The 11,410-nt window shown below is 58.3% G+C and carries 11 protein-coding genes; 1 reads left to right on the top strand and 10 read right to left on the bottom strand.

Annotation, left to right across the window (positions count from 1 at the left end):
- Positions 1-10 precede the first annotated feature (10 nt).
- Both ACHZBF_RS03040 and ACHZBF_RS03035 read right to left on the bottom strand, forming a co-directional pair.
- Positions 11-562, bottom strand: a complete 552-nt coding sequence (locus ACHZBF_RS03040; protein WP_321527643.1) for a toxin-activating lysine-acyltransferase — start codon at positions 560-562, stop codon at positions 11-13.
- Between the two features lie 12 nt (positions 563-574).
- Positions 575-2,266: a ShlB/FhaC/HecB family hemolysin secretion/activation protein gene (locus ACHZBF_RS03035; protein WP_321527642.1), complete on the bottom strand. Its 1,692-nt coding sequence runs from the start codon at positions 2,264-2,266 to the stop codon at positions 575-577.
- A 442-nt stretch (positions 2,267-2,708) separates the two neighbouring features.
- On the opposite strand from ACHZBF_RS03035, the gene ACHZBF_RS03030 reads away from it, so the two are divergent.
- Positions 2,709-3,494 (top strand): DUF2189 domain-containing protein, encoded by a 786-nt coding sequence (locus ACHZBF_RS03030; protein ID WP_321527641.1) that lies wholly within the window; start codon positions 2,709-2,711, stop codon positions 3,492-3,494.
- Between the two features lie 269 nt (positions 3,495-3,763).
- Here the strand turns inward: ACHZBF_RS03030 and ACHZBF_RS03025 are convergent, their stop codons facing one another.
- The 8 genes from ACHZBF_RS03025 to ACHZBF_RS02990 form a co-directional block, all read right to left on the bottom strand.
- Complete coding sequence (locus ACHZBF_RS03025; protein ID WP_321527640.1) at positions 3,764-4,402, bottom strand: protocatechuate 3,4-dioxygenase; 639 nt, start codon at positions 4,400-4,402, stop codon at positions 3,764-3,766.
- Between the two features lie 118 nt (positions 4,403-4,520).
- Positions 4,521-5,057 (bottom strand): [NiFe]-hydrogenase assembly chaperone HybE, encoded by a 537-nt coding sequence (hybE, locus tag ACHZBF_RS03020; protein ID WP_321527639.1) that lies wholly within the window; start codon positions 5,055-5,057, stop codon positions 4,521-4,523.
- 7 nt (positions 5,058-5,064) lie between these two features.
- Entirely contained in the window at positions 5,065-5,373 is a 309-nt protein-coding gene (locus ACHZBF_RS03015) for a HypC/HybG/HupF family hydrogenase formation chaperone (protein WP_029132831.1), read from the bottom strand.
- Between the two features lie 26 nt (positions 5,374-5,399).
- Positions 5,400-5,915, bottom strand: coding sequence for a HyaD/HybD family hydrogenase maturation endopeptidase (locus ACHZBF_RS03010; protein WP_321527638.1), 516 nt, complete (start codon positions 5,913-5,915; stop codon positions 5,400-5,402).
- 415 nt (positions 5,916-6,330) lie between these two features.
- Complete coding sequence (locus ACHZBF_RS03005; RefSeq protein WP_029132834.1) at positions 6,331-8,031, bottom strand: nickel-dependent hydrogenase large subunit; 1,701 nt, start codon at positions 8,029-8,031, stop codon at positions 6,331-6,333.
- 36 nt (positions 8,032-8,067) lie between these two features.
- Positions 8,068-9,207: a Ni/Fe-hydrogenase cytochrome b subunit gene (hybB, locus tag ACHZBF_RS03000; RefSeq protein WP_321527637.1), complete on the bottom strand. Its 1,140-nt coding sequence runs from the start codon at positions 9,205-9,207 to the stop codon at positions 8,068-8,070.
- Complete coding sequence (hybA, locus tag ACHZBF_RS02995) at positions 9,204-10,226, bottom strand: hydrogenase 2 operon protein HybA (protein ID WP_321527636.1); 1,023 nt, start codon at positions 10,224-10,226, stop codon at positions 9,204-9,206. The genes hybB and hybA overlap by 4 nt, the downstream gene beginning before the upstream one ends.
- 9 nt (positions 10,227-10,235) lie before the next feature.
- The gene (locus ACHZBF_RS02990; RefSeq protein WP_321527635.1) at positions 10,236-11,369 is read right to left on the bottom strand and encodes a hydrogenase small subunit; all 1,134 of its coding nucleotides are present in this window, start codon (positions 11,367-11,369) and stop codon (positions 10,236-10,238) included.
- Between the last annotated feature and the right edge of the window lie 41 nt (positions 11,370-11,410).

Here is an 11,410-nt window from a genome sequence, read left to right as displayed (position 1 = left end):
TTATCCCTGTTTATACCTGTACCACCCTGATTGCTTCGCCTTCCGCCCCATCAGCCTTACCTGGCGGTCTTGCCCTGAAATAGGCTCTGGCCTCCGCCACTGTCACACGCCGACCGCGATGCTGCAGTACCCGCCCGACACGGCCTTTGTGCGTTCGACACAGAATCCGCGAACAGCTGTGCGACAACAGATCTTCATCCAGCAGATAGCGCAGGCTCCTGCTGTGGCCGAACGGCGCCACCCAATCAATAACCCAGAAGCGATCACCACATGACCACTCACTCTGGTCAAACAGCCGCTCCGGATCATCCAGGTATCGCGCCTCCGCTTCGGCATCGAACCAGGCCCAGGCCATGTAGCACACCGGACGTCCGGCCTCGATCGCCAGGACATACTGACCAGCCCTGATGGCCGGCAGCAGCATCCCCTGCAACGCCTGAAGCGACAGAGTTCGATGACGCGCCGAATGCATCCAGAGCCAGACGGCGGCACCCAGTACCTCAGCCTCGTTGACAACGTCACCCCGTATCGGCGCTATCAGATGCAAGACTCTACCGGTCATATTCGCCAGCCCTCATATCTGCCAGTTCAAACTGAATCCAAAACTGGTATTGTCCGTATGAAAGCCAGACGGCTTTTTCAGCGGCGTACCTATAAAGATTTCATAACCGATACTGGCCAGCGTGCCACGCATGCCCAGCACCGAACCGGCCAATTTGGTACCGGGCAGCAACTCACTGCCGCCTCCCGCGACCTGGCCAAAATCAATCCCCAGGAAGAGTTCATGATCCTGCCGGGGGATTTTCCAGGCCACTTCACTGCTCAGCGACCAGCCCCGGTCTGCCGAAAGCGAACGCTGCCCGTCGAAACCGCGAACATGCCAGCGACTGCCGATCGAGAACCGGTCCTGCGGTGTCAGCGGTGACTCACTCCACTGCCCACGAAACTTTGCCTGGTAACGCAATGCGTGCTTCCCCATCCTGATAGGCAATTGATACAGGGCATTCAGATACCAGATTCTGGCCAGCGCGGTCCCTTCGCCCGTCGCCTCTTCCGGAGCCGGTTCCGCACCGAACCAGCGTGTGCCCCGGCTGTACGCCAAATCCAGCGAAAGTGTACTTTTCTGAAAAAACTGCCGATGCTTGAGTGCAAGCTGCCAGGCTGCGCTTTTACGGTGTTGCAGGGCAATTTCCACTTCGTTAATGAAGTTGTCTGAACGTCGCTTGCTGATCTGCAGTGCGAGTGATGTCCTGGCGTTGCTGTTGCGATAGAACACCCGGTCGAGCTGAACGCTGTATCGTTCACTCTCCCCGCGATACTGGTAGTCGACCACTGCACCGGCAACCGTCTGTTGGTAGTCATAGCGGTCTGCGGTCAGGCCCAACGACCAATACCCCACCGGCAAGAAGTAGTGGATCTGCCGGCTGTCGCTGCCCCGCCCTCCGTCATTCAGGACATCCTTGCCACCAGACAGATAAATGAGATCACCCAGTCCCAACGGATTGTCCAGAAACAGGGTTGCCCCGGCCTGATATTTGCCGGTCTGCTCCGACCCCGCATCATCCAGGGTCAGTGCCATTCGCCACGGTTTCTCCTGTTGCCAGTCAACGGTCACCACGCTTTCACCAGGCAATGTACCTGGCAGTAGCTGGAAACCGGCCTCGGTACCAGGCAACCGTTGCAGATTTTCCAGTCCCTGCTCCAGATCCCGCAGATCCAATAGCTCCCCGGGGGAAAGAGGAAGTACGGTGACCAGATTGATGTCACTCCGGCTCGACGCTGCAAACCGGATATCGCTGACGGTCCCCGCCACAATTACCAGGCGCAGCACCCCTTCTGTCAGGTCCTGGCTGGGCGCCAGCACCCGGGTGGTTATGAGACCGGACTCAATCAGCCGGTTCTGTATTCGCGTCATCAGCAGATGGATACCCCGGGTTCCCAGACATCTTCCAACCGCCTGCTGACGTAGCGTCCCCAATATTTGTCTGATGCGCTTACCCTCACCTTCCAGAACAACGGCCGAAACAGGAAAACAGGGTGATTCAGAGGGAAAGTCATTCGTGTCGGTTTTTGGCGAGGAGAGGAGACGAACATCGCCAGGCTTCGGCTGCAGGCGCTCTTCAAGAGCCTCCTGACGTTGGTCCTGCAGCAACTGCTCTTGATTTAACGCGGAGGGTGCCGAGAGATCAGCCATCGCCGTAAAACAGACCAGCCCCAGCGACGGAAATACCAGTCGTACATACCAATCCAATATATTGCCAGACACCAGAATCCTCCTGATTCCGATAAAAACCCGCACACTTCCAGACCCAAATCGCGAAAAAGAGCGACGGATTAACAGACAACAGTGTGAAATCCAAGAGTGAACGGGGTTTGGGTTAAGACGGATAGCTCGGGAGCAGCATTGATCCATCAACACTCTGAGTGAGTGTGAATTATATTCATAGAAAACATGAAGTAAAGGATTAATTTACCATTGTGCACTGTTTTGAGCATGTGAATGAGGAGAGTGTGATGAAGATTCAATTTCCCAGGCGCTGTGTTCAGCCGCGCCGGTTGCCGAACTTATCTCCCAAGAGTGATCCATCTGGGAAATCACATTCACCAGCTCGATCCCGGACGGGCGCATGGTTCAATATCCGACTGCTATACTCTGGCAGTAGGAAAACTATCATTCCTGCACTGTTCGAATACGCTGGAGGTGAACCATGAGTCACACCATTTTGAGTACCTATTCCGACCACCGGAAGCTCGCTCAAGTTGAGGACATCACCACCGACCATCCCTGGCGCTGGCTGGTCGCCGGCTGGCAGGATCTGAAACGCACTCCAGCCACCAGTATCGGCTATGGGGTACTGATTACCATCGCCAGCTACCTGCTCACGCTGGGCACGGTTGCGACCGGACTTTTCTATCTACTGCCGATACTACTCGGGGGATTTTTCCTGGTGGCACCAGCCCTGGGCCTGGGTCTGTACGAGGTCAGCCGCCGTGTTGAAAATGGCGAAACTGCCAATTTCATGCACGCATTGCGCGCCATTGGCAAACACAGCTTCGCCATCAGTACCATGGGCGCGGCCATGGCGGTCTGTTTCATCGCGTGGTTTCTGGCGGCGAGCCTGATCTTCATGTTGATGAACAGCGGTATCACCCCGACCATGGAAAACGTCATTCCCTATCTGTTCTCGCTGGAGAATATGCCGATGCTGGCCGTCGGAACCCTGGTGGGCGCGATGTTCGCACTGGCCGTGTTCTCCTTCAGCGTGGTTTCCGTTCCCATGCTGCTGGATCGCGAGGATGTGGATGTCATGAGCGCCATGCGCGTCAGTTTCGAGGCTTTCCGCTTTAACCTGGTACCGATGCTGGTTTGGGCCGGATTGATTGTGCTGGTGATCGTGGGCGGTTTCTTCACACTGTATGTGGGGCTTGCCATCGGATTCCCAGTCGTGGCTCACGCCTCCTGGCACGCCTATAGAGATGTGGTCAAAAAATAGGCTATGTCCCAGTTACCTGGTGCATGAGAAGTGGCCTTTTTGTAGAAGCGGATTTATCCGCGAAATTCGCGGCTGAAGCCACTCCTACTGCTACGCTTGGCCGCCGGAGAGGGGTTTGACCTGTAGGAGGCCCGCCCCGGGCCGAATTCGCGGCGAATTGCCAAGCTAAGCCAAAACAAGACCAACATATAATCGGGACAGAGCAAAAAAATAGCCCTGCCCATTAAACACCCCCCGGCAATAGCGGGGGGTGTTTGTAAACCGCTGATTCAGGCAGGGGTGACTTCAAGAACAATATCCTTCTCGGCCATCCATTGCACATCACTCAGTTCCACCGACCTGAAATCGACGCTTACCAGGTGGCGGCGTTCTTGCGGGATCGCACGGTAGAGAAAATCATCTGCGTTTCTGGCCTCGCCCGCGACATAGAATTGGGTGACGAAGGGGGCGCGTCCCTCCGGGAACACGGCGACATGAATGTGGGGCGTGCGCCCGGGATAAGGCACCGGATGGATGGTGCGGAAACGATAGCGCCCTTCACTGTCGGTCACGGTATGCCCAGAACCCTGGAACCCCGGGTCGAGCGGTCGCCGTGCCCGGTCGTTCGGATGGTGGTAACGCCCGTTGTTATCGCATTGCCAGATCTCGACGCGAACCCCATCCAACGGATGGCCGTTGCGATCCAGAACTCGTCCGTACAGATCGGTGATCTGTCCCTGGGCTGATGTACCGTGACCGGCAACCTGGACCAGGTTGTTGTCATTATCCAGGGGCGGTTGTTTGGGATAGAAAGGACCGGGGGTCTGACGGGGTGTCAGTGGCCGCAACGCGCTTAGCGTAGGTACCGTATAGACGGCCAACAGACCTGCCGAGGCGAGAACAAATTTCCTGCGTGTTATGTTTTGCATAGTCCCTGATCATCCGCGCGCTTATCTACCCGTGAGACTGCTGCGTTGATGGCAGGTTCCCCCAATCCTCTGGATCGACCGGCCAGAGCGCTGACCGCGCGCCCAAGATATCGGTGACTTATTTCATCATGCCGCGGAGAAAATCACGCCGGGTGCCGCTTTTTTTCTCCACGGATTTTGCCTCCCGTTCAATATCCAACCGCCCCGGCATGGCCACCTTCACCGACTCGCCGGACGGCTGTTCCGCCGGGGGCTGGAACAGCAGCGTCATCACCTCTTCGGTGGTGCTTCTGATCGCCTCCTGGGAGGGGAAATCGTGCAGTGGCGACATCAGGGAACAGGCCAGGTAGACCCCCAGATCGGAGTTCTCCGAAGCCATGAATACAACGCTCCCCTGGGGAAACACAAAAGTCCGGTGATCACCTTCTGCCAACTCTTCGGCCTCGGCAGTCGCCGGCAACAGGATCAGTTGCAGAGTCCAGGGGGTGATCAGCGCGCCGGCCCAGTACTGTTCAAATCGACGCAGCCCGACAATCTCCGTCGTCAGCCGATCATTGCAGACCGGCAACCCCTGCATCTGGCTCTGCTCGATCTGGCGAAAGGCACGGGTGATTTCGGCTGCCGGGTCGGCGGCAAAAAAGGCGGATCGGGTCATGGGTTTATCAACTCGGGTCGTTGGGAAAGCTGCCGGGCTTGCGGTTGGGATCGGTCAGGTCGGCAAAGTAGCTATCCACATCCACCTCTCCGTCGCTACTCATGATCTGCTCCAGCGCATCCAGGGCGTCATTGGTCTGTTTCGCCTCGGCCTCGGTCAGTACTTCACGAGCCGAACCGATAAAATTGAGAATCCAGGTGCCCGGTTCCTGCGGACCGATCAGCATGGTATTGACCATCTCTTCACGCCCGCGTCCACGGCACAGCGCCATCAGATCGCGCTGCTCGATCACCTGCATTGGAATACCGATACACATGTTTATCCAACCTTGTCTGTTTCTCTCTATTGACCCGCTTCTGCCCAGAAGCCCCGGACGCCATCCTGCCTGGGTTTTATCGCAATGCCAAGCGATCGCAGTTCATCTGCCAGCAGTTCCACCATCTCATCCATTTTGGCATTGATTCCGTCGCTCAGGCCAATATGGGTTTTCAGCGACTCCGGGACCATGCCGATGATGGTGATCTTCTTTGGCGCCTGACCCTGTACGGTCAACAGCGCCAGCAGGTCGGACAGGCCGATCTGGTGGGGCGAAATCTTGGTCTGAAAAAATTTCGGCACTTCGTCATCCGCCAGGCGTACCAGGGTGCAGGGCGGCGCGCCGGTCTTGACCGAGTCGGCGATGATGACGTGTTCATTGTTACTGAGCGGGTTGAGCAGATCCATGGCCGAGGTGCCGCCATCGATCAGCTCTACCGACTCTGGCAGGCTATAGCGTTGTTCCAGCAGTTCAACAGCGCGAACACCCAACCCTTCATCGGATAGCAGCACATTACCCAGTCCAATCACCACTACGCTCATATCGTCTCCAGCTTGGGTATCCAATCGCGGATTCTGGATACATTGATCGTCACTATTCTTCCACCACTACGCCCCGGAAACAAACTGCAGATGCAATGGGATACATAACCACCAAGAGCGCCAAGAGCGCAAAGATTAAGTAAAGGAATCGGTTTTCCTTGGCGTGCTTCGCGTTCTTCGCGGTACTTGCTTTTTGCCGGTTCCAGAGCCCGTAGGTTGGGATGAGCCTGCGAATCCCAACAAGATTTCAGGCGTATGCATCAGCGTGTTGGGGTTCGTTCCTCACCCCAACCTACATCGACACCCATTGTTGGCGGGCCAATGTTCCATCCTGGAAAAAACCCTCTCTCCCCGGACAGGGAGAGAGGGAAGGAGGCATCCAGCACTGTTCAGATGCTCTCAGAGTTTCAGATGCTCAGAGCGCCTTGACCTTGATGATCTCCTGTTGCTCGGTATCCACCAGGTGGATGGCACAGGCGATACAGGGATCAAACGAGTGCACCGTACGCAGCACTTCCAGTGGCTGCTCCGGATCGGCCACCGGGTTGCCCATCAGGGAGGCTTCATAGGGGCCCATGGCGTCATTCTCGTTACGTGGGCCGGCGTTCCAGGTGCTGGGCACCACGCACTGGTAGTTCTTGATCTTGCCATCGTTGATCACCACCCAGTGCGACAACACACCGCGCGGTGCCTCGTGGAAACCGAAGCCCTTGATCTCGCCCTTGGGGAAAACCGGCTGGTTGAAGGTGTCGGTATCCCCCTTGCCGATATTCTCCACCAACATGTTCCACTGCTCGTTCATGTTGTCCAGCATTACTGCCGTGCGCACCGCACGGGCCGCATGACGACCGATGGTGGAGTGCAGGGCCGCCAGCGGAATCTCCTGTCCCGCCACCGCGTTCAGGGTGCCCATGGCGGTCTTGAGATGTTTGGACGTGGACTCATGTCCGGCCGCCGCCATGCAAAGCACGTTGGCCAGCGGACCAACCTGGGCTGGTTTGCCATAGAAAGTGGGCGACTTGATCCAGGAGTACTGGCCCTCGTCCTGGAAGTCGGTGTACTGGGGTTCGGTCTCGCCTTCCCACGGGTGCAGTGCCGCATCGCCCTCATACCAGGCATGTTTGGAACTCTCCTTCACACCGTCGCGGAACAGTGCATCCTGATAGCTGCTGATCGGCTTGAAGGTGCTCAGGTCGCCACCGGTGATATAACCACCCGGCAGGGCGAACTGGGTCCCCTTGGTGTCGATCGGCATGTCCGGCACCGACAGGTAGTCGGTGACGCCCTGGCCGTAACCGGCCCAGTCCAGATAAAAGGCGCCGACGGCCGGCACATCTACCAGGTAGACGTTGTGTACGAAATCGGCCAGCTTGTCGATCCAGCCCTTGATCGCCAGCAGACGCTCCATGTTCAGGGTGGATTGGCTGTCCAGGTTGATGGAGTTGGAGACTCCACCAACCGCCAGGTTCTGGATATGCGGCGTCTTGCCGCCCAGGATGGTGACAATCTTGTTGGCGTAGCGCTGCACCTCCAGTGCCTGCAGATAGTGGGCAACCGCCAGCAGATTCACTTCCGGCGGCAGTTTCATGGCCGGGTGTCCCCAGTAGCCGTTGGCGAACGGTCCCAACTGGCCGCTGGAGACAAAGGACGCCAGCTTGTCCTTCACCGCCTGCATTTCGTGGGGTCCGTTGCCACCCCAGGAGGAGAGGCTCTCCGCCAGCTTGGCGGTGGCCTTGGGATCGGCATCCAGGGCCGACACCACGTCCACCCAGTCCAGCGCGGAGAGGTGGTAGAAATGGACGATATGGTCATGCACCGCCTGGGCGGCCACAATCAGGTTACGCACAAACTGGGCATTCAGCGGCACTTCCAGATTGAGTGCATTCTCCACCGCGCGCACCGAGGTGAGCGCATGAACCGTGGTGCAGACACCGCAGATACGCTGGGTGAAGACCCAGGCGTCACGCGGATCACGCCCCACCAGGATCTTCTCGATGCCGCGCCACATCTGGCCCGAGGACCAGGCATTATTGACCTTGCCATCCTCAACCTCGACATCGATACGCAGGTGCCCTTCGATACGGGTGACGGGATCAACAGTTATACGAGTAGCCACAATATTCTCTCCTACTTAAGGAATGTCTGTTCTGCCTTACGCATGTTCAGCAGAGTGCAGAACGGGCAGTTTCTTAACGAAGACCAGATAGGCCATGATTTCAATCGCCACGATACCCACGGTCACCATGATCTCGGGGACCGAGGGGAAGTAGCTGTAACCGGGGCCCGGGTTATAGGCGATCAGGAACGCATTGAAACGGTACAGGGCACCGGCAAACAGCAGCGAGACCGCGGCGAACAGCAACAGTCGCGCATTATCACGACGGCCACGGGAGAGCATCACCACCAGCGGGAAGATGAACAGTGCCATCTCCAGCAGGAACATATTGCCCGCCAGATCACCGGCGAAGGCAAAGCCGAGTTTACCCCGCAGTACCAGCTCCGCCAGACGCACCACCAGGAAGACTGAGATCAGCCAGATAATCGCCTTGCTCAAGCGTGCCAGCAGTGGAGTCTCGGGACGCCGGTTGAAACCGACCGCGGCAAAGGAAGCTTCGAAGATCACAATGGAGAAGCCCATGGTCAGGGCGGTCAACAATGCCATCAGCGGCTGCCACTGCAGCGACTGCCAGAGCGGATGCACCTTGGAGCCCATGATGATCAACAGTGAGCCGAGCGACGACTGGTGCATGGTGGGCAACAGCACACCCAGGGCGATAAAGAAGAACAGCACCTTGTTGAGCCAGCGCAGGGCACTCTTCGCGCCGATCTTCTCCAGCAGGGCGGGAGCAAACTCGATAAACAGCACGAAGATGTAGGTGATCACGCAGAGCCCCACCTCCAGCATGACCGAGTTGAAGTTCCAGTTGGAGGGCATGGCGATGTTATAGAACTGCCAGTAGCGCCCCATGTCGAAGAAGGCGCCAAAACCACCCAGCGCATAACCGAACAGGCTGGCCAGGATGGCCGGCCGGATCAACGGGTGATATTTACCCTTGTTGAAAACATAAATGACAAAGGCCAGGGCGTAACCGCCGCAGGCCAGGGCCGTACCCACCACCACGTCATAGACCACCCAGATACCCCAGGGATAACCGGAGTTGATGTTGGCGACCGCACCCAGTCCATCGGTAAAACGCACACCGAGGAAATAGAGCCCAATCGCAGCCAGCACGCCCAGGAACATGAATGGCAGGGTAAGAATCTTACCCTCCACCGGTTGATGTTCACTCATGGTTCACCTCTATCATTGTCAGGCCCGGGACGACGACTATTTTGACCATCAGGGTCATCCTGGTCCGGTTTACTGGTGTTGCGCTTGACCACGTAGGCCAGCCCCGCCAGGGCGATGGCCGGTGCAATCATGCCCTTGTAGAGCGTGTGTTGAACCCCTTCCGCGATCGAGGCGTAGGAGCGCTCGGGCAGTTCCGGCATACCCAGCTTTTTCAGCGGCACGCCGGCGATATGCATCACCTGGGTACCGCCCACCTCGTGCTCACCATAGATATGCTGCTGATAGGCTGGCGCATCCTTCTCATGCGTATGCAGTTCGTCGGACGCCCGGCCTCTGGCGTAGGTGTAAGTCTCGCCCGGCTTGCTGGCGAGACGTTTTTTGGCCTCCGCCAGCAACTCCTTGCGGGTACCGAACAGGGTCGCCCCGGTGGGACAGACATCGGCACAGCCCGGCAACAGACCCTGGGAGATGCGCTCCACCCCGGCCTGGTTGCAGAACAGGCACTTCTGGATCTGCCCCTTGGCGTCATGGTACTCGTACTGGGGAATACTGAAGGGACAGGCCACCATGCAGTTGCGGCAACCGATACAGGTGTCGGCGTTGTACTGGACGATGCCGGAGACCGGATTCTTGGTCAGCGCGGAAACCGGACAACCGGAGACGCAGGCCGGATCGACACAGTGCATGCAGCTCTTCTTGGCAAACGAGAAGCCATCGATCTCCCGATCCTTGGCCTCCGAGGTGCCGTTCTTGTACACCTTGATCACGTTGTAGGTGGAACCGGAAACACCGCGTGAGGCATCGTACTGCACATCCTCACCCATGATGACCGGCGGCAGACCGTTGATCTCTTTGCAGGCCCGCACACACGCCTTGCAACCGACACAGAGGGTCGCGTCATAGAGGATGCCGATGGCATTCTCCAGCGGCTCCTTGTTGGGCCGAGCCTCCGCACTGCCGGCACTGCAGAGTGCGGCGGCGCCACCGGCTGCGGCTTTGAGAAAATCTCTACGTTTCATAACGCCCCCTTATGCCTGCTTGTCGCCGTCACCCGACTGCTCGCTCTTGCCGAGCTTCCTGGCCGCCATGGCAGTGGCGCCCACTGCGGCGCCAATCACGCCGCCCACCAGTGCCGCGGCACCCGGCGTGGCGCTGTTGGTACCCGGACGGTCGTTGACATAGGGGAAGGCGTTGGGTGGCGCATGGGTCTTCACATCCGCCAGTTGATGAATCGCCTTGGTGAAGCCAACACCTTGCTCGGTGCAGCCGAAACAGGGATGTCCCACACCGACCGGCCAGGCACCGCCCCCCACGTCACCGAACTCAACAGCGGGACAGTTGGCATAGGTCTCGGGCCCCTTGCAGCCGAGTTTGTACAGGCAGTAGCCCTTCTGATGACCCTCATCACCAAACTCCAGGGCGAAACGGCCGGCATCGAAGTGCGGACGACGCTCACAGTTCTCATGAATCAGTCGGCCGTAGGCAAACTTGGGTCGGTTCAGGTGATCCAGTGCCGGCAGTTTGCCGAAGGTGACAAAGTGCAGCACGGTGGAGAGGAAGTTATAGGGATTGGGCGGGCATCCGGGGATGGTGACCACGGTCTTGTCGGTCAGGATATCCGGGGCACCCTTGGCCTCGGTCGGATTGATGCCGCTGGAGGGAATGCCACCCCAGGAGGCGCAGGAGCCGATGGCAACAATAGCCGCCGCGCCCTCGGCCGCCTCTTTCACATGCTCCAGCATGGTCTTGCCGCCGATCTTGCAGTAGATGCCGCCATCCTTGACCGGCGTGGCCCCCTCGATCACCAGCAGGTACTTGCCCTTGTTGGCCTTCATGGAGGCCTGCTTGGCCGCCTCCACCTGATGACCGGCGGCGGCCGCCAGGGTCTCATGGTAGTCCAGTGAGATCAGATCCAGGATCAGGGTCTCAATGGTGGGGTGCTCGGAACGCAACAGGGATTCGGTACAGCCCGTGCACTCCTGACCATGAAGCCAGATTACCGGTGGCCTCGCCTTCGGACTGGCAACCGCACTGGCCATGGCCATCGCATCGCTGGTGGTCAGTCCCATGGTCGCAGCCACGCCGGTACAGAACTTCATAAAGTCCCGCCGCGATACGCCCAGTCTCTTCTCGAGTTGCTCGAAATTGCGCTCGTCGTTCATTAACCCCTACCTCAATTGTCGGTCCTGGAAGGTGAGTTATT

It is taken from the genome of Sedimenticola selenatireducens, from assembly GCF_963675335.2.
In the GTDB taxonomy this organism is placed as follows: Bacteria; Pseudomonadota; Gammaproteobacteria; order Chromatiales; family Chromatiaceae; genus Sedimenticola; species Sedimenticola selenatireducens.
The sequence above is the reverse complement of the archived record's forward strand: the minus strand, read 5'-3'. Positions and strand labels throughout refer to the sequence as shown.

Bases quoted from the DNA above. Each gene is read 5' to 3' on its own strand.
- hybA (WP_321527636.1), bottom strand. From the start codon at position 10,226: ATGAAACGTAGAGATTTTCTCAAAGCCGCAGCCGGTGGCGCCGCCGCA.
- ACHZBF_RS02990 (WP_321527635.1), bottom strand. From the start codon at position 11,369: ATGAACGACGAGCGCAATTTCGAGCAACTCGAGAAGAGACTGGGCGTA.
- ACHZBF_RS03040 (WP_321527643.1), bottom strand. From the start codon at position 562: ATGACCGGTAGAGTCTTGCATCTGATAGCGCCGATACGGGGTGACGTT.
- ACHZBF_RS03010 (WP_321527638.1), bottom strand. From the start codon at position 5,915: ATGAGCGTAGTGGTGATTGGACTGGGTAATGTGCTGCTATCCGATGAA.
- hybE (WP_321527639.1), bottom strand. From the start codon at position 5,057: ATGACCCGATCCGCCTTTTTTGCCGCCGACCCGGCAGCCGAAATCACC.
- ACHZBF_RS03030 (WP_321527641.1), top strand. From the start codon at position 2,709: ATGAGTCACACCATTTTGAGTACCTATTCCGACCACCGGAAGCTCGCT.
- hybB (WP_321527637.1), bottom strand. From the start codon at position 9,207: ATGAGTGAACATCAACCGGTGGAGGGTAAGATTCTTACCCTGCCATTC.
- ACHZBF_RS03025 (WP_321527640.1), bottom strand. From the start codon at position 4,402: ATGCAAAACATAACACGCAGGAAATTTGTTCTCGCCTCGGCAGGTCTG.
- ACHZBF_RS03015 (WP_029132831.1), bottom strand. From the start codon at position 5,373: ATGTGTATCGGTATTCCAATGCAGGTGATCGAGCAGCGCGATCTGATG.